The sequence below is a fragment of the Thermococcus sp. ES12 genome (assembly GCF_012027515.1).
GTDB classification, from domain to species: domain Archaea; phylum Methanobacteriota_B; class Thermococci; order Thermococcales; family Thermococcaceae; genus Thermococcus; species Thermococcus barossii.
In genome coordinates, this window is record NZ_SNUP01000004.1 from 81,136 (window position 1) to 104,428 (window position 23,293).

33 protein-coding genes and 2 tRNA genes are annotated in these 23,293 nt (G+C 53.1%); 25 read left to right on the plus strand and 10 right to left on the minus strand.

Annotated elements, in window-relative coordinates:
- The first annotated feature begins 4 nt into the window (after positions 1–4).
- The 5 genes from E3E37_RS09845 (at position 5) to E3E37_RS09865 (ending at position 2,542) form a co-directional block, all read left to right on the plus strand.
- A complete protein-coding gene (locus E3E37_RS09845; protein ID WP_167716997.1) occupies positions 5–385 on the plus strand; it encodes a hypothetical protein in 381 nt (126 codons plus the stop codon).
- Positions 386–466: 81 nt separating this feature from the next.
- Positions 467–1,048 (plus strand): YiiX/YebB-like N1pC/P60 family cysteine hydrolase, encoded by a 582-nt coding sequence (locus E3E37_RS09850; RefSeq protein ID WP_088863952.1) that lies wholly within the window; start codon positions 467–469, stop codon positions 1,046–1,048.
- An 86-nt stretch (positions 1,049–1,134) separates the two neighbouring features.
- Complete coding sequence (locus tag E3E37_RS09855; protein ID WP_088863951.1) at positions 1,135–1,473, plus strand: heavy metal-binding domain-containing protein; 339 nt, start codon at positions 1,135–1,137, stop codon at positions 1,471–1,473.
- A gap of 2 nt (positions 1,474–1,475) precedes the next feature.
- Positions 1,476–2,180 (plus strand): YhfC family glutamic-type intramembrane protease, encoded by a 705-nt coding sequence (locus E3E37_RS09860; protein WP_167717000.1) that lies wholly within the window; start codon positions 1,476–1,478, stop codon positions 2,178–2,180.
- Positions 2,181–2,185: 5 nt separating this feature from the next.
- Positions 2,186–2,542 carry a PadR family transcriptional regulator gene (locus E3E37_RS09865; RefSeq protein ID WP_088863949.1) on the plus strand — a complete coding sequence of 119 codons (357 nt, stop codon included), beginning with the start codon at positions 2,186–2,188 and terminating at the stop codon, positions 2,540–2,542.
- A gap of 105 nt (positions 2,543–2,647) precedes the next feature.
- Here the strand turns inward: E3E37_RS09865 and E3E37_RS11785 are convergent, their stop codons facing one another.
- The 3 genes from E3E37_RS11785 to E3E37_RS09880 are packed head-to-tail and all read right to left on the minus strand — an operon-like array spanning position 2,648 to position 5,143.
- Complete coding sequence (locus tag E3E37_RS11785; protein WP_371731714.1) at positions 2,648–3,727, minus strand: helix-turn-helix transcriptional regulator; 1,080 nt, start codon at positions 3,725–3,727, stop codon at positions 2,648–2,650.
- Positions 3,720–4,457 (minus strand): hypothetical protein, encoded by a 738-nt coding sequence (locus tag E3E37_RS09875; RefSeq protein ID WP_167717002.1) that lies wholly within the window; start codon positions 4,455–4,457, stop codon positions 3,720–3,722. Before E3E37_RS09875 ends, E3E37_RS11785 begins: the two co-directional genes overlap by 8 nt.
- Entirely contained in the window at positions 4,454–5,143 is a 690-nt protein-coding gene (locus E3E37_RS09880; RefSeq protein WP_167717005.1) for a hypothetical protein, read from the minus strand. Before E3E37_RS09880 ends, E3E37_RS09875 begins: the two co-directional genes overlap by 4 nt.
- Positions 5,144–5,235: 92 nt before the next feature.
- On the opposite strand from E3E37_RS09880, the gene E3E37_RS09885 reads away from it, so the two are divergent.
- Entirely contained in the window at positions 5,236–6,036 is an 801-nt protein-coding gene (locus E3E37_RS09885) for a class I SAM-dependent methyltransferase (protein WP_167717006.1), read from the plus strand.
- On the opposite strand, the gene E3E37_RS09890 is transcribed toward E3E37_RS09885, so the two are convergent.
- Both E3E37_RS09890 and E3E37_RS09895 read right to left on the minus strand, forming a co-directional pair.
- On the minus strand, positions 6,020–6,406 hold the full coding sequence (locus E3E37_RS09890) for a multidrug transporter (protein WP_240921972.1): 387 nt from the start codon (positions 6,404–6,406) through the stop codon (positions 6,020–6,022). The two genes, E3E37_RS09885 and E3E37_RS09890, sit on opposite strands and share 17 nt — an antisense overlap.
- A 224-nt stretch (positions 6,407–6,630) precedes the next feature.
- A complete protein-coding gene (locus E3E37_RS09895) occupies positions 6,631–7,425 on the minus strand; it encodes a nitrilase (RefSeq protein WP_167717008.1) in 795 nt (264 codons plus the stop codon).
- 509 nt (positions 7,426–7,934) lie between these two features.
- On the opposite strand from E3E37_RS09895, the gene E3E37_RS09900 reads away from it, so the two are divergent.
- Together E3E37_RS09900 and E3E37_RS09905 are read left to right on the plus strand one after the other, a co-directional pair.
- Complete coding sequence (locus tag E3E37_RS09900; RefSeq protein ID WP_167717010.1) at positions 7,935–8,591, plus strand: metallophosphoesterase; 657 nt, start codon at positions 7,935–7,937, stop codon at positions 8,589–8,591.
- A 92-nt stretch (positions 8,592–8,683) separates the two neighbouring features.
- Positions 8,684–9,025, plus strand: a complete 342-nt coding sequence (locus E3E37_RS09905; protein ID WP_088863940.1) for a transcriptional regulator — start codon at positions 8,684–8,686, stop codon at positions 9,023–9,025.
- On the opposite strand, the gene E3E37_RS09910 is transcribed toward E3E37_RS09905, so the two are convergent.
- From E3E37_RS09910 to E3E37_RS09925, 4 genes are all read right to left on the minus strand, one after another.
- Positions 9,022–10,710: a DUF4910 domain-containing protein gene (locus E3E37_RS09910; RefSeq protein ID WP_167717012.1), complete on the minus strand. Its 1,689-nt coding sequence runs from the start codon at positions 10,708–10,710 to the stop codon at positions 9,022–9,024. The genes E3E37_RS09905 and E3E37_RS09910 overlap by 4 nt on opposite strands.
- A 60-nt stretch (positions 10,711–10,770) precedes the next feature.
- Positions 10,771–11,178, minus strand: a complete 408-nt coding sequence (locus E3E37_RS09915; RefSeq protein WP_167717014.1) for a hypothetical protein — start codon at positions 11,176–11,178, stop codon at positions 10,771–10,773.
- Positions 11,179–11,187: 9 nt separating this feature from the next.
- The gene (locus tag E3E37_RS09920; RefSeq protein WP_088863937.1) at positions 11,188–11,901 is read right to left on the minus strand and encodes an ATPase domain-containing protein; all 714 of its coding nucleotides are present in this window, start codon (positions 11,899–11,901) and stop codon (positions 11,188–11,190) included.
- A 271-nt stretch (positions 11,902–12,172) separates the two neighbouring features.
- On the minus strand, positions 12,173–13,231 hold the full coding sequence (locus tag E3E37_RS09925; RefSeq protein ID WP_167717205.1) for a glycosyltransferase: 1,059 nt from the start codon (positions 13,229–13,231) through the stop codon (positions 12,173–12,175).
- Positions 13,232–13,304: 73 nt separating this feature from the next.
- On the opposite strand from E3E37_RS09925, the gene E3E37_RS09930 reads away from it, so the two are divergent.
- From E3E37_RS09930 to E3E37_RS10010, 17 genes are all read left to right on the plus strand, one after another.
- Positions 13,305–13,382 (plus strand) — tRNA-Pro (locus E3E37_RS09930).
- A 152-nt stretch (positions 13,383–13,534) separates the two neighbouring features.
- Positions 13,535–13,610 (plus strand) — tRNA-Gln (locus E3E37_RS09935).
- Positions 13,611–14,016: 406 nt separating this feature from the next.
- A complete protein-coding gene (locus tag E3E37_RS09940) occupies positions 14,017–14,232 on the plus strand; it encodes a hypothetical protein (RefSeq protein ID WP_088863936.1) in 216 nt (71 codons plus the stop codon).
- A gap of 3 nt (positions 14,233–14,235) precedes the next feature.
- Positions 14,236–14,670, plus strand: coding sequence for a hypothetical protein (locus E3E37_RS09945; RefSeq protein WP_167717017.1), 435 nt, complete (start codon positions 14,236–14,238; stop codon positions 14,668–14,670).
- 218 nt (positions 14,671–14,888) lie between these two features.
- Complete coding sequence (locus tag E3E37_RS09950; RefSeq protein ID WP_240921974.1) at positions 14,889–15,470, plus strand: DUF1102 domain-containing protein; 582 nt, start codon at positions 14,889–14,891, stop codon at positions 15,468–15,470.
- Position 15,471: 1 nt separating this feature from the next.
- Complete coding sequence (locus E3E37_RS09955) at positions 15,472–16,023, plus strand: DUF1102 domain-containing protein (protein ID WP_167717019.1); 552 nt, start codon at positions 15,472–15,474, stop codon at positions 16,021–16,023.
- A 58-nt stretch (positions 16,024–16,081) separates the two neighbouring features.
- Positions 16,082–16,591 (plus strand): DUF1102 domain-containing protein, encoded by a 510-nt coding sequence (locus E3E37_RS09960; RefSeq protein ID WP_167717021.1) that lies wholly within the window; start codon positions 16,082–16,084, stop codon positions 16,589–16,591.
- Positions 16,588–17,655, plus strand: coding sequence for a signal peptidase I (locus E3E37_RS09965; protein WP_167717023.1), 1,068 nt, complete (start codon positions 16,588–16,590; stop codon positions 17,653–17,655). Before E3E37_RS09960 ends, E3E37_RS09965 begins: the two co-directional genes overlap by 4 nt.
- Entirely contained in the window at positions 17,652–19,034 is a 1,383-nt protein-coding gene (locus E3E37_RS11570; protein WP_206204092.1) for a hypothetical protein, read from the plus strand. The genes E3E37_RS09965 and E3E37_RS11570 overlap by 4 nt, the downstream gene beginning before the upstream one ends.
- The gene (locus tag E3E37_RS09975) at positions 19,031–20,056 is read left to right on the plus strand and encodes a DUF5305 family protein (RefSeq protein WP_240921973.1); all 1,026 of its coding nucleotides are present in this window, start codon (positions 19,031–19,033) and stop codon (positions 20,054–20,056) included. Before E3E37_RS11570 ends, E3E37_RS09975 begins: the two co-directional genes overlap by 4 nt.
- 111 nt (positions 20,057–20,167) lie before the next feature.
- Positions 20,168–20,704 carry an inorganic diphosphatase gene (locus E3E37_RS09980; protein ID WP_088858767.1) on the plus strand — a complete coding sequence of 179 codons (537 nt, stop codon included), beginning with the start codon at positions 20,168–20,170 and terminating at the stop codon, positions 20,702–20,704.
- A 36-nt stretch (positions 20,705–20,740) separates the two neighbouring features.
- On the plus strand, positions 20,741–21,301 hold the full coding sequence (locus E3E37_RS09985; protein WP_088863929.1) for a DNA-directed RNA polymerase: 561 nt from the start codon (positions 20,741–20,743) through the stop codon (positions 21,299–21,301).
- Positions 21,301–21,489 carry a transcription elongation factor subunit Spt4 gene (spt4, locus tag E3E37_RS09990; RefSeq protein WP_088863928.1) on the plus strand — a complete coding sequence of 63 codons (189 nt, stop codon included), beginning with the start codon at positions 21,301–21,303 and terminating at the stop codon, positions 21,487–21,489. The genes E3E37_RS09985 and spt4 overlap by 1 nt, the downstream gene beginning before the upstream one ends.
- On the plus strand, positions 21,486–22,019 hold the full coding sequence (locus E3E37_RS09995; protein WP_167717025.1) for a GTP-dependent dephospho-CoA kinase: 534 nt from the start codon (positions 21,486–21,488) through the stop codon (positions 22,017–22,019). Before spt4 ends, E3E37_RS09995 begins: the two co-directional genes overlap by 4 nt.
- Positions 22,009–22,305 carry a 30S ribosomal protein S24e gene (locus tag E3E37_RS10000; protein ID WP_167717027.1) on the plus strand — a complete coding sequence of 99 codons (297 nt, stop codon included), beginning with the start codon at positions 22,009–22,011 and terminating at the stop codon, positions 22,303–22,305. The genes E3E37_RS09995 and E3E37_RS10000 overlap by 11 nt, the downstream gene beginning before the upstream one ends.
- Before the next feature lies 1 nt (position 22,306).
- On the plus strand, positions 22,307–22,462 hold the full coding sequence (locus E3E37_RS10005) for a 30S ribosomal protein S27ae (protein WP_167717029.1): 156 nt from the start codon (positions 22,307–22,309) through the stop codon (positions 22,460–22,462).
- Between the two features lie 74 nt (positions 22,463–22,536).
- Positions 22,537–23,124 carry a HemK2/MTQ2 family protein methyltransferase gene (locus E3E37_RS10010; RefSeq protein WP_167717031.1) on the plus strand — a complete coding sequence of 196 codons (588 nt, stop codon included), beginning with the start codon at positions 22,537–22,539 and terminating at the stop codon, positions 23,122–23,124.
- Here E3E37_RS10010 and E3E37_RS10015 read toward each other — a convergent pair.
- Positions 23,102–23,239 (minus strand): hypothetical protein, encoded by a 138-nt coding sequence (locus tag E3E37_RS10015; RefSeq protein ID WP_167717034.1) that lies wholly within the window; start codon positions 23,237–23,239, stop codon positions 23,102–23,104. The two genes, E3E37_RS10010 and E3E37_RS10015, sit on opposite strands and share 23 nt — an antisense overlap.
- Positions 23,240–23,293: the final 54 nt, after the last annotated feature.

The following is a 23,293-nucleotide window of genomic DNA, read 5'->3' on the forward strand; positions in this document are numbered from 1 at the left end:
CCTGATGCTCTACGCCGTCATGGTTATCCTTATCGTCCCCCTCATGGCCATGCCGTTCATGTTTCTCCTCGCCTTTCCGGCCTTCCTAATATTCCTCTACGCAATCTACGGAGTACCCTTTCTAATCTCGGTTCAGAGACTCGAATTCCGCGATGCATTGGCGGAGAGCATTCATCTGGCAAAAAGGGGTGGAGAATACCTGGACTACGCCCTCAAGTACCTGGCCATAGGGGCGCTGATTTCACTCCCCCTAACGCTCGTCGTAACGAACATGGGTCTGCCGGGTCTCGTGATTGGACTGCTGCTATCCGCACAATTCTCCCTGACTTTGAGCACTGCCACGGTTCTCTTCTTTATGAAAGCTGGGAACACGACATGGGAGTGACGGAGATAGACATCAGTGGCTTTCAGTAAACTTTATCAACCATCAATGCACATATTACGTCTGCCGTTCGGAGGTGGTGGCATGAGAAGGGAAGTCGGTGTGGTCCTTGGGATTCTGGTTCTCCTGGCAATGGCCAGCCCGGTCTCAGCCTTCAGCAAGGGAGGGGGAGACTACTGGCACCCGTATCCAACAAACGTCATACCCGGCGATATCGTAATCGGACACGGCGAAAAGAGCGACTTCTTCATACCCGGCTACTGGACGCACACTGGAATCATAGCCTACTATGACACCTATTACAGCGATTGGGTTGTCATTGAGGCCTGGGAGTCTGGAATAAGGATGGTTCTTCTGTCGGACTTCCTTAGCAGGTACGACACGGTTGCCGTTCTTCGCGTCGCCACCAGTGACTACGTGAGACAGAACGCGGTTTACTTTGCCTACTACCAGCTGGGCAAGCCCTACGACTGGGGCTGGTGGACAAAGCAGGTTTACGGGGACAGCTACTACTGCTCCGAGCTCGTCTGGGCAGCCTACATAGCCGCCGGCGGTCCGGACATAGACGCTAACCCCGGCTGGACATGGACATACCTCAACGGTGTGGCCCCGCAGGAGATTTACGACGACGGCGACACCTACGTGGTCTACTACCACTCGGTCTGACCCTCCCCACTTTTTTGTGAAGGGAAAACCTTAAATATCCTAAATACCAACAATACCTCGAAGTTCGATGCATCGGGGTGAGTGGTATGGACGATTTTATCATAACGACCACCGAGGAGATACCTGGCTACCGGGTGGTCGAGGTCAAGGGGCTCGCGAGGGGCGGTATAGTCCGGGCCACCCACGTCGGGAGGGACATAATGGCGTTCTTCAAGAACCTGAAGGGCGGCGAAGTTCAGGAGTACACCCAGATGCTCGCCGAGGCCAGGGAAGAGGCCCTGAGGAGGATGAAGCTCCACGCCGAGGATATGGGGGCCAACGCGGTAATAGGGGTTCGCTTCATGACCTCGGCCGTTGCTTCCGGCATGGCCGAGATATACGCCTACGGCACGGCGGTGGTCGTTGAGAGGATCGAGGAGGAGTGACCATGTACCTCCTTCCATTTCCAATACTCGGCGGGCTGCTGGCATGGGCGACGATTTATTTCCTTGGCTTCGATAAGCAGAGGTGGGGGGAGTTCGTCCTCGGTTTGGCCGCGTTCTTCATTGCGATAATCATTCAGAACCCCGTCCAGCAGCTTCCCCTCCTTGGAATGGGAATAAAGTCCAACGCCGACGTTATAGCGAGGGGAACCGCGTTCACCGTAGGTGTTTCGGTATGGTTCGGCCTCACCGCGGGAATATTTCAGGAGGGCGCAAAGTACCTCCTGGTGAAGGGAAAGAGCCTGAACACGGGGCTGTTCCTCGGCCTGGGCTTCGGAATAACGGAGGTCTTCGTTATAGCAGGAGCGGCCCTCGCAGGAGCGCTCGCAACGGGAAAACCGCTCGACGTCCCGCTGAGCACGGCGCTTATATCAATGGTAGAGCGCTACTTCGTCGTCCTCTTCCACGTGGGAACCGGGATATACCTCGCGTACGCTTACAGGGAGGGGTTCGGAAGGAGCGGCCTACTGGCGATGGTGGGAATCCACGCGGTCATAGACTCGCTGGCGGCCTACTACCAGCTCACGAAGAGCGCGCCGGCCATGTACGCGGTAGAGTTTATAACCGCCATTGCCGCACTGGGTCTGCTGTACTACACGATTCCAAAGGCAAAACTCGAACTCCCGAAGGAAGAGGAAGCCCTGTGGTGAGCGACGTGCTGATGGACAGAAAGGAGAAAGCCCTAAAGAAGCTGAGGAAGGACCTTCGCTCAGGGCTCTACTCCTACTTAGTTCTCCTTCTCCTGGAGAGAGAGGATGAGCTTCACGGCTATGCGATAAGAAAGAGGCTCGAAGAGCTGAGCGACGGCAGGATAGTGCCGAGCGAGGGGGCGCTCTACGACATCCTCAAGAGCCTGAGGAAGACCGGCCTCGTCCAGGACACCTGGGCGGAGGTCGGCGGGAGGCCGAGGAAGTACTACTCCCTGACGAAGCTGGGCAGGGAAGTCCTGGGCGAGCTGAAGGCCGAGATAGGGGCGATAATGGAGACCCTGGAGAGGATGGAGGAAAAATAGTCAGAGGGGGAGTTATGGGGCCGTCCTGCTCCTCCTGATTTCGCTCGGCGCGATATTCTACGCGGCCTTTACCTCTCTCCTCAGCGCCTATGAGGAGGGCTACTACTAGCTCTCAAGGGCTTTTATCAGCTCATCGCTATCGGGTTTTCGGGTTATTCCCATCTCGACCGCGTGCTCAAGCACGTAACCCGGAAACTCCCCACCGAAGAAGGCCTTTATTCCCTTTCCAGGGAAGTAGAAAGCGTAGATGCGGACGTTTCTATCGAGACACTTCCCCCTCGCGACCATGAAGCCCTTCTCGGCGTTGACCCTCACCACCTCCCATGAGAAGACCTCGGCGAGGCCGAAGAAGGCCTCAAACAGCTTTACCCTAGCGTCCTTTAGGGCCTTGTTTACAGCCTGCCGGGAGATTCCAAGGGCATCGGCTATCTCGACCTCCCTCATTCCCCTTGCCTTCATCAGCCATACTCTCTCCATGCCCTCAGGAAGTCTAAGCATTTTCCATGGCCTCCCTGACCGCTCTGAGGACTTCTCCCCATCATTAGAGGAGAGAAGATAAGACTTTCCGTCCGCGACTATCAGGATGAGGTCATCCTTTTTGAATACCTTAACCATGAAAGCTATCAACAGAACAAAAAACATCCCTGGAACCAAGGTTTTAGAGCCCCACTTAAAGAGGGGGAAGACCACCAGAAACGCGGCACAGCCAAATGCAACCACGCGAAGGATGCCTTTTTCGGTCTTCGGAAGGGTTAGTGAAAGGAAGAAAAGGGTAAACGTGGCCATTACAAAGACGTCCATGTAGGGCCTTAGGGGATTCCCGCCCCAATCCAAAACAAAGAGATCCACGGATGCCCACAAAACCACCACGAGCCAGGTGAAAGCGTAAGCTTTGAAATGCCCCGTTATACTCCCTCTGTCCAGCCTTGAAAGAATCGACAGTTCCTCAACGGAATCGAGAGGTATTCTCTGCTTTATAGCCCAAAAGCCGTAGAATAAGATGAGTTCATTCCCGTCGAGACCAACGCCAACGCCGTTGGAAAAAACCCAGATGATAACAAAAATCCACTCCACCGGAATTCCGGCCAGCTTCGATAGATACCACACCCCCATTATCCCGATAAGTCCGGAGGCGAAGAGGAGGAGTGGAATGCCCCCAACCGGGAGCGGAGCTGCCTTAATCATCCGCAGCGGGTACACCCCCAAATCCTGTTTTCCCGACATCTCCGGGGAGGATCAACCCCTCCAGGACATCGAAAAGCATTTTCCTGTTTTCAACGGCCAGCAAATAGCTCCTCTTTGAGGTTTTTATCAGGACGTAGTCCTTTCTGTAGTACCCAACGAGCAGAAGGAAAGATAGGAGTGCCGCCGTGAAAATTGAAAACGCATCAACGGAGCCTGGCCTCAGCAGGTTCAGCATGAAAGCAAGTGCGGGAGGGAAAAGAACCAGGGGAAATGCCCAGTGTTCCTTGCTAAAGGGGAGCAGGAGAAGGGCCAGATACACAAACCCGGTGCTCATAAGGACGAACCAGCCGTTAAAGCCATACTCCTGCGCCAGGGGGTAAAGGAGAATTTCTCCCAGTGCAAAGACCATCACAAAAACCACAAATGCCAGCATCACCGGAAACTCCTTCGCAATAACCGCCCCTTCCAGCCGATTGAAAACCTTCAGCTCCTCGATGTCCTCGATTCGAATCTCACAGCTCAATTTCCCGAAGAAATAACTCAGTTTCAGTTTTTCCCCTTCGGTCTCAACCGATTTTCCCCAAGAGGCCGCCAGGAGGAACCAGCCCAGCAGGGAGATCCAAGTATGGTTCCGGAAGAGGGGAACCGAAACGATAATCACACTGCCCGCTGCGGCCAGTAGGAGTTGAACGCCGGAGATGTTACAGGGAACCGCACCCTCTACCTTCATTCCCCTCCCTCCAGGGCCGAGATCAGCTGCTTCAGTTCTGATCTGGACGTGTAGCTTACCGAGTACACTCCCCTTTCGGTAACTATTATCAGGGTGTTTCCAATCAGCGGTCCGCTGCTCCAGAGGCTTGCCGCCATCAAAACGCCCGCCATTAAAAAGCCGGCGAGGACAGGGAGGACAGTTTTCCACGGTGCTACAAAGTAGCCAACGAACATCAGGGCTCCCGTCATGAGAAGAACACCCACGGCCCCCGTCTTTCTTCTTTCAGCCGAGAGGACATGGTTGGCAAGTTCAATGGCCCCAAGGAGTATCCAGCCGAGTCCAACCCAACCGTTTTCCGAAAAGAGGAGTATCAGCAGGCCCATCACCACCATGCCGGCTGGAAGCAGCAACGCCTCCGGACGGTACTTTGCGAGCACGAAGTATCTGCTGGAGGGGGCGTCTATGATATCCAGAATCTCGGCCGAGGTTATCTCCCTGCGGTGCTTGAGGAGCACTCCCCATTCCAGGATTACCCTGCCACTCTCTACCCTGACCTCACGACCGTAGAAGGCGAGAATTCCAGCCGAGAGGAGGACGAAAAACGCCGCCACCAGAATGGGCTCTCTCAACAGAACGCTGGCGGTGAATATGAGCAGGTCGATGAACATGAGGAACGTGTATGCCCTCGGTGTTCCCGCTCTCATGCTCCCACTTGTCAACCTATGTAAGTTGACAAAATATTTAAGCCTTTCGATGAATTTAAATAATTTCATACATTCCTTCCGATGGTGATGGGATGTCCCTTGAGGAGCTCTATCGCTACATAAACTGGCGGATGAATCCAGGGGATGAAAAGGCAAGGGAGAGGTTCGAGAAGATAGAGAGGTTCTTCAGGGAAATCTCCGACGAACTGCCTTCAAGCGGCAGGGTTCTTGACATCTGCGCAGGGACGGGCATAGCGGGGGTCGCCCTCGCGAAGGTAACGGGGGCCAGACTGCTGACGGTTCTCGATGCAAGAAAAGACGACCTTGAGCTGGCAAGGGAATGGCTCAAGCTGGCAGGAATACGCCCCGAACTGAGGATAGTCCCCGGAGATGCCAGAGAAGTCAACAAACTGGTAGGCGAGCACGACATCGCGCTACTGTGGGGATTCACAATGCCGCACTTTGACCCTTTCGATGCCGTCAGGCTCTTCGCGGGAGTTGCCCTATCGCTCAGCGACGACGGTGTATTCCTTGTGGAGGACACGGACAGGGTTTACTGGATAATGTACCGCGCCGGCTACCGGAAGTTCCTGGTCGAGGGGAAGAGGGATGGTTACACGATAGCATCAATTCATGAGGGCTACGACTTCGTCAGAGGGACTTTCATAAGGGGTTACTACCTCCTTCCGGGGTTCAGGAGGATAAGTGGCGTGGATTTCCACTACTGGGACATCTCAACCCAGCTCGCGATTGGCAGGATTTTTTTCAGGGAAGCCAGGCTCATACCCGGGAAAGGGCATGGAACTGAGAACGTCTGGGGTGTGCTTTACTTCATAAAGCCGAGAAAGGATGTAGCAAAGCTCGTGCTGAAGGACTTCAACGCTCCGCTTTGAACCTCATCTCTATTTCCTGGCTCTCGTTGCCGTTTTCAATCACCAGATAGTAGCTCCCGTCAGAAACGTTGAGGTCTATGGTGACGTTTGTGACGTTCTCCCATTTCATGAGGACGTTATTATTGCCGCTTCCTTCGAAGTATCCTGACTCTGACGAGACCACATAGGCGGAGAATGGCCTCTCCGCGAGTATGTAGCCGTATATGTGAGAATTTGCGGGTAGGATTTCAGCCTGAACGTCGTTTGGCCCAAAATCAATCCTCTGATAGGAGTAATCACCCGGAAACATCTCCGCATTGACGACTAGGGTAACCACCACGGCCACCGCAACGGGCACCAGCAGAAGGAAGTATCTTCTCCCTCTCGTCATCAGGTACCATGTTCTGCCTTAGTTCTTAAAACTCTTTCGAATCCTCACCCTAAAAAGGGAAAGAAGCCCAGAGCTGGGATTTTTATGGAGATTCTGCAAGGGAAGAATGCAAAGGTTGTATGTTGTTTCATTCACTCGACCAGATTTTGGTAATACTGCAACTGAATTGTCCGCACTCCATAACCCCCGGAAGAGAAATGAGGAAATTTCAAAGTAAATGAACATCACAGTACGTAGAACTCCGGCCGTCTATCGCTGAATACGTCGTTGATGTCGTTGAGCCTCTTGTCCCGTGCAAGGTCAAGGTTAACCTCAACGACGGCGACCTCCTCTTTGTCCTCGCTTCCCATTGCCAGAATTTCGGCCTTCGGCGAGGCTATGGTGCTCTTGCCTATGAACCTAAGTCCCCTCTCCTCGCCCACCCTGTTGGCTGTTACCGTGTAAACCCTGTTCTCCAGAGCTCTGATAGGCATCGCTCTCGGTGCGTACGGCATCACAAGGTTGCTGGGGTGGGCTATGATGTCGGCACCCTTCAACGCCAGGGTTCTCGTTGATTCGGGGAAGAACCAGTCAAAGCATACCATCACGCCGACCTTGGCTATGCCTATGTTGAAGACGTGGAAGCCAAGGTTCCCGGGCTCAAAGAAGAGCTTTTCACGGTAGAAGAGATGTACTTTGCGGTATTTGCCTATGTAGCCGCTTCCTATCGGGCCGGTCATCACGGCCGAGTTGTAGAGCCTGCCCTTTTCGTCCTTTTCAGCGGTTCCGGCGACTATGAAAACACCCAGTTCCCGTGAAAGCTCCATCAGGAACTGAGTCGTCGGGCCATCGGGGATCTGGCCGGCAACCTCTTCAACCTCCTCCCGGCTCTCAAAGTTGTATCCTGTATCAAAGAGCTCCGGCAGAACGATGAGCTGGGCACCCCTGTCAGCCGCCTCGCGGATAAGCTCCTCGGCCCTGGAATAGTTCACCTCCGGCTCAAGGAGGGCCGGTTCCATCTGGACGTAAGCCACCTTCATGCTACCACCGGCTTAACATCGCCCCGGGAATAGATAAGGTTAGCGGAAAGTTCTTCCAAACATTGGAAGGGACAACATATACAAACAAAAATGATATCGTCTCCAATTGTCCATTGCGATACTCACACCAACGCATAAACCAAAAAACAGTTCACAACTACAGAACTAAGCCAGAACAGATTTTAAAAAAGGGGAAAATTGGAGGACTTGGAACCTGCTCCCGCAGGGCCTTTCGGGACGGTTGGGACGATACGGCAGCTTTTCAGCGGTTCGGAGGTAGCCGACCCTCTCCCATGGAAAAGCTTAAAAAGGAACCGCTGGAGCTAAGGCTGGAGAGAAAGCTCAGGGGTGATGATCATGAAGAGGCGCCCAAGGAAGTGGAAGAAGAAGGGAAGGATGAGGTGGAAGTGGATCAAGAAGAGGATCAGGAGGCTCAAGAGGCAGCGCAGGAAGGAGCGCGGACTCATCTGATGCTCCTCCTTTTCTCCACCGTTTTGTCCGGTGGTTCCATGTACTCTTTTGAATCCTTTGAGAGGCTCTCGATGGAGATTGAAACCTCCAGAGGGAAAACTCTCCTGATAGCGGATCCACACATAGGCTTTGAGCTGTCCAGGGGACTTAGAATAAGAACCAGGTTTGAAGAAAAGCTCGCAGGGTTCATAGCGGAGAAAGACCCAGATCTCCTAGTCATCCTCGGTGACGTCAAGGAACCGATAGGATTGAGTTTCACGGTGAAGCGCCTCCTAATGGGATTCTTCTCCGACCTGAGGGGAATACCAACGATAATAACCAAGGGAAACCACGACGGCAGGATAGAAGAGGTGGCGGGAAAGTTCCAACACGTTGAGGTCGTTGAGCATGCGCTTATCGATGGGATTCTGTTCCTGCACGGGCACACAAACCTTCCTAGGGCGGAGTTCTCAGAGGCCTATCTGGGCCACATACACCCGGCCTACACCTTCAAAAGTGGAGGAACAGCGAGAAAGACAAAGATTTTCTTCCGCGTGGGAAGGTTTCTCATCCTGCCGACGATTAACCCCTTCATCGAGGGCTTCGATGTACGGCAGGGGATAAAGATGGTGCCCTTCCTGAAGGATTCGAGGGAGGGCGAGGCGTTCCTACCTGAGGGCGTTTACTTGGGGCATGTTCCACTCCAGGAACAATAGACTGCCCTTTTGTCCCGCTCGCGGGGAAAGTTTATTAAGGTATGAAGGGAATACTTCATAGGTGGGATAAAAGTATATCAGGTGAGCCAGAGATGAGCGACGTCTACGAGAGGCTTGAGGCACTGCTGCGTTCACTTGGGGTCAAGAAGACCGAGCTGAGGATATACCGCCTCCTCCTCGAAAAGAGCGAACCCATGAGGATAACAGAGATACAGAAAGAGCTCGGCATAAGCGAGCGCTCGGTGAGGGAGCACGTTCTGAGCCTGTACCGGAAAGGAATACTTAGGAGGAAACTCATCGAACAGGGCTGGCTGGGCTACGTATACACAGCGGTTTCGCCAAGTGAGGTCCTGGAGCACCTGAAGGAGAACCTGATAAAGAGGATAAACGAAATCGAAAAGGAGCTGAAAAACACCTCTAAACAGAGGAACTAAAGAGCCTCTATAATCCCCGTCTTCTCCAGCAGGGCCAAGAGCTTTTCCAGCTTCTCCTCTTCAACTTCTCCGAACTCCTCCTCCAGCGCGCGTATGGCGTCGTCCTTTGGAAGAAGCTCGCCAAGCATTAGAAGCTCGTGGAGGTGTACGAGTGTCTTCCTGTCCCTTGTCAGCCCTTTGAACTCCTCGTAGGCCTTTTCATCGATGCTCTTGATGAGCTCACCGGAGACCCTTCCCTTCCTGACCCAGCGCATCCAGGGCCTCTTCTCAAAGGGATGGCCGCTCTCGATGCCCAGGAAGTGCGAGTCCCTGGCCAGGCCCATCATGACCAGCTTTTCCGCGTGTTCTGTGTCCCTCTCACGGGAAAGTTCGCCGAGGTACTTCATGGCGTATCCGCGCGCAAAGCGCTGGAGTTCATCGCTCCGGGCCTTGGCAAGGGCAAGTGCAGTAGCCAGGACTGCCTTCCCGATAACCTCAATACTGGCTTTGCTGACTTTCTCAACGGTGTCCTCGCTGGAGTGATAGAAGCGGTCTGGCCAGGTTATCGGCATCACGGCGGGAACGCCGAAGAAGTTAAAGACGTCGTGGTCACTTCCCATCTCGTAGGGGTAGCTCTTGAGCTTTAAGCGTGGCATCGGGCTTCCAGAGAAACTCTTTCCTGAGGAGTTGGAAAGTTCGAGGAAGTACTCAAGGACGCCAGAAACCACCGAGAACCTTGACAGAGGCGTTCTCACAAGCATTATCGTTGAACCCGCTCTGTCCTCGCTCCCGGCAACCATGTCAAGGTTTATAACGGCGTAGTACCTGTCCAGCCCCGCGTAGTTCTCCACAAAGGCCTGGGTTCCGTAGTACTCAGGAACCCACAGGAAGGCAAACCCAAACCGGAAGGATTCGTCGTAGAGCCTCCCCAGAACCCTTGCGAGTTCCATAAGCATCGCACTGCCGCTGGCGTTGTCGTTGGCACCGGGCTTTGGATGGCATATATGGGCAGTGAAGAGGATGAAGGGTTCCTTCCCTACCTCAGCATAGAGAATCGGCAGAACCTGGCGCTCGTTTATCTGGGTCTCAACTTCAATCCTCGCCTCGACTTTCTCCCCGGAGTTCAGCTTCCCCACGACCTCCTTTGCCAGACTTTCAGGAACGGCAACGGCGGGAATTCTCGCCCATTCCAGGTCGTCCTTGGAGAGGAAAAGCCCGATGTAGGGAATCGCATCCCCTGTTCCCTCACGGTATGCAATGAAGCCAATCGCCCCCGCCTCGTTGGCCTTCCTGTACGAGTCGCGCCAGTCCCCACCAACCAGAACTATCTTTCCCTCCACGCTCTTCCAGTCTTCCTCGCGGGCTATGTGGACGACCTCGCCCTCGGCCTTTCCTCCAGGCGAGTGCGCCATGACTACGAGGGGGCTCATGGATGTCGTCAGGGTTTTCCCCAGAATCTCCACCCTTCCGTGCACTAAGTCCCAGGCTATGGGGGACTTCAGTGTCAGGAACCAGCTCTTTCCGTCGTAGAATTCCTCGTAAAGCTCCGCGCTGATCCCCCATATCCTCAGCTCTTCGCGGATGAAGCGAACGGCCTCAGGGAGTTCCTTCGAGCCCTGTATCCTGTGGAACTGGCTTATCTCGGCTATGTAGTGCAGAACGTTTAAAGGGTCAAACACCTCGGCTTCCTTTAAAAAGCGCCTCATAATTATCCCCAAGCATAGTTCTTTAAAGGATATTTAAGGTGCTCGCACAGAAAAGGGAAATCAACGTCCAAGGTGAAGCATCCTCGGCGGCTTCAGATGCTTCAGAGTGTCCAGGAGATCGGGTGGAAGAAGAAGCCGCGTGCTCTCAAGGAAACGGACGAACTCCACATCAGGGGCTTCAATCGTCTCTTCAGCTTCCTCCGGAGATACCCTGGGCCTTGGACGCTCCTCACCGGCGGTTTCCTTTCCGAGTCCCTTCCTTATCTCCTCCTCCCTCTTCTTTGCCCCCTCCAGCTTTCCACGGTTGTAGGCATTCTTGACAAGCTCATAGACACCAAGCTCCTGGGCTCTCGCGTAGAGCCTCTCTCTGCGCTCACGAACCCACTCCGCCCATTCACTGTGGCCCTTGTAGCCCACGAAGTAGCCGAACTCGTAGGCCTCCTGGACGAGTCTTTTAACATCTTCCATGCTTTCACCTCAGAACGGTGCCTCTGGATAAACCCTGAGGCCCTCCTCGGTGAAGCGGAGCTTCTTGAGGTTGCTGTCGTGGGCAACACCATGCATCTTCAGAACCTGAAGGGCCCTGACCATCTGATAGTTCCTCATGAAGTGGTGGAGGACTATAACGCCGTCAGTAAGGTAGTAGTCCTCAGTGTAGTTCTCGGAACTCATCATCTCCGCCACTATGAGGCACGTAACTCCTCTCTCGTGGAGCTTTCTTATGAACCTGCCCAGTGCCATCCTCTTGTGTTCGGGGTCGAGAACCGAGTACTCCAAGGACGTGAACGAGTCTATAACCACCCTCTTGACGCCCTCTGCCTCGATGATCCTGAGTATGTTCTCAAATATCTCGCTCCAGGTGAACCTCCTTCCGGCGCCGAAGATGCTCTCTCCCATGTCGTAGAAGAGTATCCTCTTCGACTTGAGGTGGGTCAGAAGGCCGAAGTTGTAGCGGAGCATGTCCTGGGTTATTATCTTTGGGTGCTCCAGAAGGGATATGAACAGCCCCTTCTCCTCGTTTTTGGCGCCCTCAATCAAAAACTGAATTCCGAAGGTCGTTTTTCCACTCCCAGGGGGGCCAACGATCAGGTACACTCTCCCTGGAATAAAGCCCCCACCGATTAAATCGTCGAGCCCCGGAACGCCGGTTGAAACCCTGTCAAGACTCTTGAGGAGTTCCCCTACGTACATGATCACTCCCTCCGTACTACATAAACGTTCCCAGGGTATTTAAGGTTGAAGTGTCCATTGATGTCCATATGAACCGACAATATGAGAAGCGGTTTGAATCATGACGTAACTGAGTGGCACAGGGAAGGTTCAAATTCCATCACCCAAAACGAAAAGAAGCAGACGTGTTTTCACCTCTGCTTACGGTCACTTTGAGGGCTTCCGGAACTGGCCGCTCCACCCTGTCGTGATGCCGAGCCGAAAGACCCCCTTGAAATCGGAGAGAGTTGCACTAACCCCAGGTCACGTGTCTGTTGACGAGGAAGCGCACGACGAACGAAACTACTATGCCGATCAGGTTGGCGATGAGATAGTACAGCCCCAGGTAAACGAGGCCGGCGTAAATGAGCCACTGGACAACTGCACCAGTCAAAGCCGCTATGTGAAACGTGAGGAGCCTCCGCCAGAGGGGTTTTTTCTTGAGGTCTCTGAACGTCCAGAGGTCGTTCCATGTGAAGTTGTTCAGTATTGCCAGCTCGGTCGCCGGAACGTTGGCGAGTATCTTATCCCAGCCAAAGCCTGAGACAAAGAGCCACAGAAAACCCTCGTTGACGAAAACGCCTGAGAGGCCAACGAGGGTGAATTTGAGGAGCCTGTCCAGCTCTCCCTCCCAGCGCATGAGCCTGTAAACGTGCCTGAGGTAGTTCAGCATGGTCTTGGTACCGAGCTTGCTCTCGCCGGCCTTCCGGAGACCGAAGGTGAACGGAACCTCTGCGACTCTTTTGTACTTACCCTTGATGAGAATCTCCATCAGAATTTTGAAGCCAACCGGATTCAGGTTCACACCCTCAACGACCTGCCGTTTGAGGGCAAAGAAGCCGCTCACGGGGTCTTTAACATCCCTTATTTTGGGCAGTGCGAGGCGACCTATCATTATCGCACCCTTGGAGATTAGCTTTCTGTACCAGTACCAGTTCCTCACGCCTCCCCTCGGGACGTACCTGCTTGCGATGGCCACATCGGCACCGTCTTCGATGGCCTTCAGGAGCTCGGGAATAACCTCCGGGGGATGCTGAAGATCGGCGTCCATGACAACAAAGACATCGCCAGAGGCCTCTTTAAAGCCCCTTATAACGGCAGAGGAGAGGCCCCTCTCCCGGGTACGGCGTATCACCCTGACGGGGTACCTCTCACCCAGCCGCTGGGCAAACTCCCAGGTTCCGTCGGGGGAATCATCGTCGACAATTATTATCTCGTAATCGTAACCATCAAGCGCCCTGCTGATTCTATCGAAGAGCTCCTCAAGGTTCTCCCTTTCGTTGTAGGTAGGAACTATCACGCTGATTCTCAAGGGGCTTCCCTCCACCCCAATCAACTGTTCCGTAAACTTTATAAGTCCTGCGACTGCGCTTATCAGCGGGCATGGGGCCGTGGGGTAGCTTGGCCTATCCTTCCGGCTTCGGGAGCCGGGGACCCGAGTTCAAATCTCGGCGGCCCCACCATTAGAAACTTTTGCTTGGCAAAAGTTTCATCAAAGTTTGTGGCTCCTGAACAAATTGCTGGACTCACTTGTTTTCACCGCCTAAATTCCATCTGAACCGAGGACTCAAACGGTAAAATTTATAAATCCACCCCTTAACCTATCAACGGGCACAGCCCCGTGGTGTAGCGGCCAAGCATGCGGGACTCTGGATCCCGCGACCGGGGTTCGAATCCCCGCGGGGCTACCATTCAACTGGGCTCCAGACCCTCGAACCCCACTATCTTCTTCATCTTAGATTTGTGTTTCAAACCACACATTACACCTCAAAACGTATCCCATTGGTTCTCCAAGCTACCTCATCACTACCGTGCAGGGTTCAATATCCCAACGCTCTATGGAATTTCTCCAAGATACTGTTGTATTTTTTACAATATTCTGCATAATATACAATAAAACTGAAAGGGCTCGCCGGAGAACAAAGAGATAACGGGAGTATTTTTGAGATTCATTTCAGAAATGAGAGATTTAGCCAGGAATGATAATAAAACATCTCAAAATTCCGAAATCAGACTTTTTAGGAACTTTTAAATACTATGCCGCCAAGATTAAAGTGATGTTACATATGCATTGCTTAACACGGAGGGGGTGAGGATGTGAGCAACGTAGTTAACCTGGAGGGTGAGATTATGAACCTCCTTAGGGTCCACGGATCACTCAGTGTCGCTTTTCTGACGCGGTTCCTCAACGAGAGAGGCATTTTCTGCACGAGGCAGAAGGTTGAGAGGACCCTCAGGAAACTGGTGGAGCAGAAGAAAGTGGAAGCGTTCTACACCAACGGGAATAAGAGAAAGCATTACAGGTTGAGATGAGCCATGGGCGCGACAACCACGATACTCGGAAACGACAGGAGAATGTTGATGATAGAGTATCTCAAGGAGAAAGAGGGGCAAGCAGAGCTTAGGGAGCTTGTTGAGTACATAGCCGAAAGGGAAGGAGACACGGATCGGAAGCACAGGAAAAGCGTCTACGTCAGCCTGGTTCAGACGCACATCCCCAAACTGGAAAGGGAGGGTGTCATAACCTTCAACCACGGCATCGTCACGCTCCTGAAGATTCCGGACGATGTTACCGTCTACATGGAGGTAGTCAACAAGCACGATATAAGCTGGAGCACCTTCTACATGGGAACGTCGTTAATATTCATCATAGCAGGATGGTACCTGGGCAGCATGCCCTTATTGCTGGCTGCCATCGTGTATCTGGTCATAAGCCTGATACACCACAACCGAGTAAAGAGGCTGTTTTAGCTTAATCACGCTACAACTTGCCTCTTCTAATCAAACTGGGCCTTTTTATCCCCGGTAATGAGGGATTACCACCCAGTAAGCCGGAATTTACTATATAGGTTGACTTCACTAATAAACAGTGAGGCATCCCCATGATGGCCTTCGCCTAGGGTGTCGGTTTGGAAAATATGGAGGAATGTACCATGAAGAAAATTTTGGCCCTCGGTATGCTAGGGCTGATGATCGCAGCGGCCTTTGCTTTGGGCACAAGCGCGACCTTCAGGGACTACAGGTCACAGAGGAGCACCCATATTGCCGTCGTCGCAGACGACGCGGAGCTCATCGACCTGACCCCGGTCCAGCCCTATACGTACCTTAACGATGGAGGGCAACTTGTTATTGACTTCTCTATGAACAACCCTAAGTGGCCAGGATGGGAAAATGAGAGCTGGTGGATGGAAGACATGCCCTACAGAGGACTCGGCTTGAGCCCGCAGAGCAGGTACAACTTTGACCACGTTTTCAACGTTAGCAACCACCTCTGGGAGCAGGAGACCATAGTCGTTAGGATAGTATCCTCGGACCCAGGCATAGTCTCATTCTATGACGATACTGGGAACATGTACTACACCAACGGCTTTGGACAGCCCTACAACTCAGACACCGCCTCGGGAGACGTCTGCTTCTACCTTGACCCCGGAGAGGCGCTCGGTATCGGCATGGAGCTCGCAGCTCCGAACACCCTGGGTGAGTACGACGTTAACATAACCATCAAAGCATGGCCTGCCGACGAGGCACCGTTTGTGTGCGGAGGTGTCTGAAATGAGAAAGATCATTGGACTCTTTGCACTAATGATCGGTCTACTCGTTGCAGTTGCAGCCAGCAGCGCCCACTTCGCGTACTTTGAAGCTGACAGGAATGTCCACATTGCCGTTGTTCCCGACGACAACGAGCTCATTGACCTCAGGCCACTCCAGCCCTACGCCTACATAAGCGACAACGGAATGCTCGTCATAGACCTAAGCCAGAACAACCCCAAGTGGTGGGAGCTTGTTAATGAGGAGTTCACCCCAGGCAAAGGTGTCAGCCCGAACAGCACCTACGTCTTTGAGGAAGTCTTCGGAGTCAGCAACGACCTTTGGGAAGGCACTCCGATCTGTATGCACATAACCTACAGTGGAGACGGCGGCGTTAGGTTCTTCGTGGGAGACTACACCGGCCAGGAAGGCGAGACAACCCTCGACGTTACTATAATGCCAGGGGAGGTTGTCAAGATCGGCATGATCCTCGACAGCACTGACCTTGAAGAGGGCGACGCCATCGACGGCCAGCTTCAGTTCTACGCCGAAGCTGGAGTATGTGAGGAGGAGTGAGTACGATTTCTTTCTGGAGCGTTTGCTCCTTTCTTCATAATTATTCGGGGGAAGAGAAATGGGAACAAAGACTAAGATCATTGTTGGCATTGGGATACTTATTATCCTGCTCATAGGGGTCAGGGGATTGTATCCCTCGGACCCGATCACAGTTGTATATGCGACTCCAGAGGAAGGAAATGTTTCAATAGAAAGTCCCATTCCCCCATATGCTTATTCAGAGGATGGTGTTCTTGTCGTGGATATATCCCCGAACAACCCATTCTATCCAGGAGAGGGAGATGGCTTGAGCGTTGAGAGTGTGTATGTCTTCGAGAATGCTTTTCTGATTGAGAACAACCAGAGTGAGACGGGTTATAAAGAGATATGCGTGAGAGTTAGCTCAGAGACACCAATGATGGGGTTTTTCATCGGAGACTTTGACGGAAGCTGGAGTGATGTGGTTGAGATAACTCTCCATGCCAATGACAGCGCGGGCGTTGGGATGAGAATAGACACCCACGGGCTGGCCGTTGGAGACTACACCGAAATGATGCTAATAGAAGCCTGGGGAGGAAGCTGCGGATGAAGAATGTAATTGAGTACACCCTCCTGGCAATCATCGGAGTTCTGGTTATAGGCTCTCTGATGGGAATTCTGCTGGACAGGCCGGTTTTCATGTCCTACGCTTATTCGGAAAGCATGAAACCGTCCATAGGTAAGGGAGACGTCTTCTTCATAAACCCCCTTGCGAGAGATCCGGACGTAGGTGACATAATAGTATTCCGAACCGGAAGTGTCTGGACAGTACACAGGGTATTTGCCATAACCGAAGAGGGATATATAACTAAGGGCGACAACAACATCGCAACGGACCAACAGAGCCACAATATCGCCCCAATACCAAAGGAAAGGATAGCAGGCACTGTGATAACTATCGGCGAAATCCCAATAAAGATACCAAAAATCGGCAATTACCTCGGGAACAGCCTCTCAGACCGTGGCAAGATACTAGTTTCGGGGCTCTTAATCATTATTGGGATCGTAGCATTTAGTAGTGAGGAAGCCTCAAAGCTGAGAAAGAAAAAGAAGAGAATCTTTGCAGTGAAGTTCAAAACCATTTACCTTCTGGCTTCAGTCTTCCTCCTAGTAATGGTGGCAATCTCAATGTTTGTTTCCTGGGAGGTAATCCCGATAGACTATGCCGTAACATCCGCGGGCGGCTTGAGGGAAGACTGGTATCTGCCGGGGGAGGAATTCCAGCGCGAGCTGACTATAAAGAACAACAACTTCTATCCGATGCTGTACTACGTTTCTGCGAGCTACCCCGTTACACACATTTCTACTGAGGAATTCAAGCTCAATGGAGGAGAAGAACAGGGGCTCACGGTAATGCTGCAAGCCCCGGAAGTTACATCAATGTATTCGACCAAGGTTAAGGTCAACGCATACATGCCCCTTCTGCCGGCATCGGTCATGGGGAGCCTCTACAGTATCCATCCAATGGTGCCGCTCATGGCGATTTTACTGGAGGTCTCCGTATTCCTCTGGGCTCTCTACTTGGTCTCAGGCATTGGAAACGAAGACGTGCTTAGAATCAGGAGAAAAAGGACTTCCTCCCTAAGAGGAATTACGGAGGTGTTTAGGATATGAGGGCTCTATTCTCAATCATCGTAACACTTGCACTGGCATCGCTGATTCTCGTAGGCTCCAGTGGGACTTTTGTAAGCTTTGAAGCATCGAGAGAGGTTAAGGTCGCGGTTGTTCCTCATGACAAAGAATACCTAGGCTTTGACTGCGAAGACGGCTACGCCGCAGTTGTAGAGGTCAGTCCCCACAGCGAAACCGACTTTGATGCACTGACAGTCAGGAACTATCTGAACGAGCTGAAAGATGTCTGGATACGTCTCGACCCGGATTATTCAAGCTTGCCGGGCAACGTTGACATGTTTATAGAAACAGAAGACGGAACCGAGAGGATGATAGCATCAGAGGAGGAATACACCTTCTCCGGGCACGTGAGCGTAAGCGACGTTGTACCCGGCGAGTATGTGATTCCCATCACCATGTACGCCCGCTGGGATGGGGGCGATGCCGTCATAGAAACCTGCTCCATAAAGCTAATCGTTAGGGGCGGGCCAACAATTGAGAAGGAACTGATAAGCGGCGATCTTGAGGTTCCAACGCACACCTACGAACAGTGGACTTTCCGCATCACGGTAACCAGCCCGGATGTTGCAAGAAGCCTGACGATAAAGGACGTCATTCCCGGAGAGTTTGATATAGACTCCATAGTCCCAAGCGCAGGGACGTATTCCATCGTACAGACCGGGGCGGCACACCACATAACATGGGGGGTAGAGGTCCCGGCCGATGGAAGCGCGTATCTGGACGTGACGATACACACCAAGCTCAACCCGGCAGGGAAGCAGGAGTTCACCTCATGCGGCGAATACCCGCTGAACGAAGGGGCCGAGATAGTGGGATACGACATCAAGAGCAACGGAATAAACGTCACGGCAAAGTGCGACAATGGCAACGACTGCCACTTCTGCATGTGGAGGAACGTTTGGGGGCCAGCAAAGATACCCCCTGACACCTCCGCCGATTACCATGTGGTGCTCGGAATCGTCAACGGTGGGGACGAAAAGACGTTAACGATAAGGCAGTACGTGGGGGAGCACTTCACGGTAAGCGGTTATTCCTCCACAGTCGGCACGGTATCCGTGACCCCGATGCCCGACGGCACCACAGAGGTCAGATGGGTAGTGCATCTGGAGCATGGAGAGACCGCAGTAATGCACCTCTGGGAACACACTGATGGAATAGAGGCTGGCAGGCACCACTCAAGCAAAGCCCTGGTCATCAGCAGGGCGCTCGTTGATAATTGCGGATACTACGGATGCGATGTATACGTCAAGATTGGAGGTTGCGGCTGCTGCAGTTGCCGCACGTCCGACGTCGACCTTCAGGCCCTCGGAGACAACGACAGAAGTTTTGAATCAGACACTGACATGGAGGCATGTGAATGATGAAGAAAGAAGATATTTCGAGATTCATTAGGAGGAAAGATGTGCTGGGTGCATTCCTGGTGCTCTTCCTTGTGTTTGGATTTTATTCGGTGAAGCTCATGAGCGCAAGCCCGTACGTGGTGAACACTCAAACGCTCGGAACGTTCAGGGAGGAGGGTCAGTTAAAGCACGCCGCATACCTCAAGCCCAACGAACTCTACGGCTACATGGTTTTCAGGGACGAGTACCCGATATCCCTGGTTGACAGGTTCCTGCTGACGTACACGTACCGTTCAGGCCCTCCGCTGAGCAGTGGCACCTACGAGGTCACGGGGAAGGTTATCTACTACGTCAACAAGGGTAGCGACGAAGTTATCATGTGGGAGGAGACCCTTTTCGATGAGAAGGGCAAACTCCAAGAAGGTGGATTCACGGTTGAATACACGCTAGATATGAACAAACTCAACGAGCTGAGTGCAAACGTGGCGGAAGAACTTGGAATGAAGAGGCTGAACAGACGTGTTATCATAACGACAAGCGTTAAAGGAACCGGGAAAGTTGGAGGAAAGACGATAAACGAAAACTTCGACCAAGAAGTGGAACTCGTAAGAGACGGCGGTGCGGGCCTTTACTACTTCACAGACACCACCAAGAGTGCAAAGAGGACACTAACAAAGACGACGCGGGAAGAAGTGAGTGCAACCGTTCTGGGAGTTGAGAGCGACCTGGACACCGCCAAAGTCGTGACCACACTGCTGGCACTACTGATGCTGATACCTCTGGTGGGCTACGTTTACACCGCGAGGCCGCCCAAGGACGAGCTGGCCAAGATAAAGCCGTACATAGTCAAGGGCGCTCCCGGGCCGGTCCAGAAGAGGGTCGTCCTGAAGACCCCCAAGGACTTGGAGACAACTTTCGAGCTTGTGGACAAGCCGATACTCCACTATATAGACGACGAGGATGAGGTCTTTGCCATAATAGACGACGGAATATCCTACGAGTACCGGAAGCCATTGCCCAAGGAAGGGGATGGAGCCAACTGAGGGCCCTCCCCTTCTCCCAACCCCTTTTCTGGTTTTCATAACCAACAACTTTAAAAGCCCTATCCGAAAGGCTAACCTAGAAGTTCTACAAGAGGTAAGAGGTGGTTAGAGATGAACCCGTTCCACGAGCTTGAGCCCGGACCGGAGGTTCCAGAGGTCGTTTACGCTCTCATAGAGATTCCGAAGGGAAGCAGAAACAAGTACGAGCTCGACAAGAAGACCGGCCTTATAAAGCTCGATAGAGTGCTCTACAGCCCGTTCTTCTATCCGGTCGACTACGGAATAATCCCCCAGACCTGGTATGATGACGGAGACCCCTTCGACATAATGGTCATCATGCGCGAGCCGGTTTACCCCCTCACGCTCATCGAGGCGAGACCGATAGGCATAATGAAGATGGAAGACAGCGGCGATAAAGACTGGAAGGTTCTCGCGGTTCCGGTCGAGGACCCATACTTCAAGGACTGGAAGGACATCGACGACGTCCCCAAGGCCTTCCTCGACGAGATTGCCCACTTCTTCCAGCGCTACAAGGAGCTCCAGGGCAAGGTCACTAAGATAGAGGGCTGGGGCAACGCCGAGGAGGCCAAGAAGGAAATCCTCCGCGCCATCGAGCTCTACAAGGAAAAGTTCGGAAAGAAGGAGTGATTTCTTTTCCCCTTATTCCCCACGGGAGGTAAAGGCATGTACAAGCTCCTCAAGATTAGGGACGTTGTGAGAATACCGCCCAAGATGTTCACGATGGATCCGAAGGAAGCTGCCAAGCTCGTCCTCCGCGAGACTTACGAGGGCATCTACGACCGCGACGAGGGTGTTATCCTAGCCATCATGGACGTCGAGGATATAGGCCAAGGCGTCATTGTGCCCGGTGACGGGGCAACCTACCACGAGGTCGTCTTCAACGTCCTCGTCTGGAAGCCCGAGATGCACGAGGTCGTTGAGGGCGAGGTAATCGATGTCGCCCCCTACGGTGCGTTCATAAGGATCGGTCCGATGGATGGCCTCGTCCACATCAGCCAGCTCATGGACGATTATGTCGTCTTCGACGAGAAGAACAAGCAGTTCCTCGGCAAGGAAACCAAGAGAATACTCAAACTCGGTGACGAGGTTAGGGCAAGGGTTATTGCGGTAAGCATCAAGAGCCGTGTTATCAGGGAGAACAAGATAGGCCTGACCATGCGCCAGCCAGGACTCGGAAAGAGGGACTGGATAGAGAAGGAAAAGCGCAAGGAGGCTGAGGCCTGATGGTTAAGGAGAGGGCCTGCAGGCACTGTCACTACATAACCACCGAGGACCGCTGCCCCGTGTGCGGCAGCAGAGACCTCAGCGAGGAATGGTTCGACCTCGTTATAATCACCGACCCGGAGAAGAGCAGGATAGCGCAGAAGCTGGGCGTCAAGGTGCCCGGAAAGTACGCCATAAGGGTCAGATGATGCTGTTCGTACTAACGCCCGAACTCAGAAAAGCCCTGAAGGAGCCCCTAGGCAGGCTCGTCCGGGGTGAGATTCCCGAGCCGTACCTCAAGATTAAGGGAGAGCTTGAAAGGGCACGGCACGTGGTTACCGTTGGAGACGTTGTCACGGAGAACGTCCTCAAGGTGGGCATAAAGCCGAGCCTGGCGATATACGATCACAGGACGAAGAGGCGGGAATACACGCCGGACATAGAGACCGGCGCGGTGGTCATGACGGTTCAGAACCCTCCCGGAACAATAACGAAAGCTTTATTAAACGCCATCAAAAAGGGGTTTGGACTGGCCGAAAGGGGCCGGAGGGTTTACATAAAGGTGAACGGCGAGGAAGACCTGGCGGCCATTCCGGCCGTGCTCTACGCCCCGGAGGGCACTTTGGTGCTCTACGGCCAGCCGGATGAGGGAGTAGTGCTTATAAGGGTAACACCCGAATGCAAGCTCAAGTGCGGGAAGCTCATGTCCAAGATGGAGGTGGTTCGCGATGGAGATTAAGGTTACCGAGATTAAGGAGAACAAGCTCCTCGGAAGGAAGGAGATATACTTCGATGTCATCCACGAGGGAGAGGCCACGCCGAGCAGGGCCGACGTTAAGGGCAAGCTCGTTGCCATGCTCGACCTCGACCCGGAGACGGTAGTTGTCCAGTACATAAGGAGCTACTTCGGTAGCCGCGTCAGCAGGGGCTACGCCAAGGCCTACGAGAGCAAGGAGAGAATGCTCTACATCGAGCCGGAATACATTCTCATAAGGGACGGAATAATTAAGAAGGAGGAGGAGTGAAATGGGGCAGAAGTGGAAGCTCTACGAGGTTCAGGGCGGAAAGGTTAGAAGGAAGAACAAGTTCTGCCCGCGCTGCGGTCCTGGAGTGTTTATGGCCGAGCACAAGGACCGCTGGAGTTGCGGCCGCTGCGGCTATACCGAGTGGAAGAGGAAGTGATTTTTCTCCTTCCTCCGGCTTTTCTACTACCCTTCCTGCGTTAACCACAAAAAGGGATTGGAGGTCCCTCCATCATGCCAGTCTACTACGGCATCAAGCTCAAGCTCCACCCCCAAGTCTACGAGCCCGCTGAGGACACGTTCCTTTTGGCAGAGAACCTCGCGGTGAGGGAAGGCGACCTGGCCCTCGACGTCGGTACCGGAACCGGACTTATAGCCCTCCTAATGGCAAGGAAGGCAATGTTCGTTTTGGGTGTGGACATCAACCCCCTCGCGGTGGAGCTCGCCAGAGAGAACGCAAGGATAAACGGGATTAAAAACGTCGAGTTCCGCTTGAGCAACCTCTTCGAGAGCGTTGAAGGCAAGTTCGACGTGGTAACCTTCAACGCTCCCTACCTGCCCGGAGAGCCTGAGGAGCCGATAGATCTGGCACTCGTGGGCGGCGAAACCGGAAGGGAAGTCCTCGACAGGTTCATCGGGGAGGTTCCAGCATATCTCAAGCCCTGCGGAACCGTTCAGATAGTCCAGAGCTCGATAACAGGGATTGAGGAAACGCTGAGGAACCTGGAAAAAGTTGGTCTAATGGGAGAAATAGCGGCTAGGAGGCATGTATTTTTTGAGGAGATAGTCCTTATAAACGCTAAGCCGAGTGATTGCGTTTGACCTCAAAGAGGAATTTGACCCTGGGTTTCTCCACCTGCTCGACCTCGTCCTCAAAGAAGTCGATTTTAATCCCCCTTGCATTCAGCGCCGGCTCGGGTTTCATCCTCTCGAACATGAAGGAAAAAGCGATGGTCAGCTTTTAAACCTTTCGCAGATTGACGAAGCATTT

Coding starts and splice junctions, on each gene's coding strand:
- E3E37_RS09845 (WP_167716997.1), top strand. CDS start 5: ATGCTCTACGCCGTCATGGTTATCCTTATCGTCCCCCTCATGGCCATG.
- E3E37_RS09860 (WP_167717000.1), top strand. CDS start 1,476: ATGTACCTCCTTCCATTTCCAATACTCGGCGGGCTGCTGGCATGGGCG.
- E3E37_RS09950 (WP_240921974.1), top strand. CDS start 14,889: ATGATCGCAGCGGCCTTTGCTTTGGGCACAAGCGCGACCTTCAGGGAC.
- E3E37_RS09905 (WP_088863940.1), top strand. CDS start 8,684: ATGAGCGACGTCTACGAGAGGCTTGAGGCACTGCTGCGTTCACTTGGG.
- E3E37_RS09855 (WP_088863951.1), top strand. CDS start 1,135: ATGGACGATTTTATCATAACGACCACCGAGGAGATACCTGGCTACCGG.
- E3E37_RS09945 (WP_167717017.1), top strand. CDS start 14,236: ATGGGCGCGACAACCACGATACTCGGAAACGACAGGAGAATGTTGATG.
- E3E37_RS09885 (WP_167717006.1), top strand. CDS start 5,236: ATGTCCCTTGAGGAGCTCTATCGCTACATAAACTGGCGGATGAATCCA.
- E3E37_RS11785 (WP_371731714.1), bottom strand. CDS start 3,727: ATGATTAAGGCAGCTCCGCTCCCGGTTGGGGGCATTCCACTCCTCCTC.
- E3E37_RS09910 (WP_167717012.1), bottom strand. CDS start 10,710: ATGAGGCGCTTTTTAAAGGAAGCCGAGGTGTTTGACCCTTTAAACGTT.
- E3E37_RS09995 (WP_167717025.1), top strand. CDS start 21,486: ATGATGCTGTTCGTACTAACGCCCGAACTCAGAAAAGCCCTGAAGGAG.
- E3E37_RS09965 (WP_167717023.1), top strand. CDS start 16,588: ATGAAGAATGTAATTGAGTACACCCTCCTGGCAATCATCGGAGTTCTG.
- E3E37_RS10010 (WP_167717031.1), top strand. CDS start 22,537: ATGCCAGTCTACTACGGCATCAAGCTCAAGCTCCACCCCCAAGTCTAC.
- E3E37_RS10000 (WP_167717027.1), top strand. CDS start 22,009: ATGGAGATTAAGGTTACCGAGATTAAGGAGAACAAGCTCCTCGGAAGG.
- E3E37_RS09960 (WP_167717021.1), top strand. CDS start 16,082: ATGGGAACAAAGACTAAGATCATTGTTGGCATTGGGATACTTATTATC.
- E3E37_RS09890 (WP_240921972.1), bottom strand. CDS start 6,406: ATGACGAGAGGGAGAAGATACTTCCTTCTGCTGGTGCCCGTTGCGGTG.
- E3E37_RS09895 (WP_167717008.1), bottom strand. CDS start 7,425: ATGAAGGTGGCTTACGTCCAGATGGAACCGGCCCTCCTTGAGCCGGAG.
- E3E37_RS09915 (WP_167717014.1), bottom strand. CDS start 11,178: ATGGAAGATGTTAAAAGACTCGTCCAGGAGGCCTACGAGTTCGGCTAC.
- E3E37_RS09985 (WP_088863929.1), top strand. CDS start 20,741: ATGTACAAGCTCCTCAAGATTAGGGACGTTGTGAGAATACCGCCCAAG.
- E3E37_RS09850 (WP_088863952.1), top strand. CDS start 467: ATGAGAAGGGAAGTCGGTGTGGTCCTTGGGATTCTGGTTCTCCTGGCA.
- E3E37_RS09980 (WP_088858767.1), top strand. CDS start 20,168: ATGAACCCGTTCCACGAGCTTGAGCCCGGACCGGAGGTTCCAGAGGTC.
- E3E37_RS09920 (WP_088863937.1), bottom strand. CDS start 11,901: ATGTACGTAGGGGAACTCCTCAAGAGTCTTGACAGGGTTTCAACCGGC.
- E3E37_RS09955 (WP_167717019.1), top strand. CDS start 15,472: ATGAGAAAGATCATTGGACTCTTTGCACTAATGATCGGTCTACTCGTT.
- E3E37_RS09875 (WP_167717002.1), bottom strand. CDS start 4,457: ATGAAGGTAGAGGGTGCGGTTCCCTGTAACATCTCCGGCGTTCAACTC.
- E3E37_RS09975 (WP_240921973.1), top strand. CDS start 19,031: ATGATGAAGAAAGAAGATATTTCGAGATTCATTAGGAGGAAAGATGTG.
- E3E37_RS11570 (WP_206204092.1), top strand. CDS start 17,652: ATGAGGGCTCTATTCTCAATCATCGTAACACTTGCACTGGCATCGCTG.
- spt4 (WP_088863928.1), top strand. CDS start 21,301: ATGGTTAAGGAGAGGGCCTGCAGGCACTGTCACTACATAACCACCGAG.
- E3E37_RS10005 (WP_167717029.1), top strand. CDS start 22,307: ATGGGGCAGAAGTGGAAGCTCTACGAGGTTCAGGGCGGAAAGGTTAGA.
- E3E37_RS09900 (WP_167717010.1), top strand. CDS start 7,935: ATGTACTCTTTTGAATCCTTTGAGAGGCTCTCGATGGAGATTGAAACC.
- E3E37_RS09880 (WP_167717005.1), bottom strand. CDS start 5,143: ATGAGAGCGGGAACACCGAGGGCATACACGTTCCTCATGTTCATCGAC.
- E3E37_RS10015 (WP_167717034.1), bottom strand. CDS start 23,239: ATGTTCGAGAGGATGAAACCCGAGCCGGCGCTGAATGCAAGGGGGATT.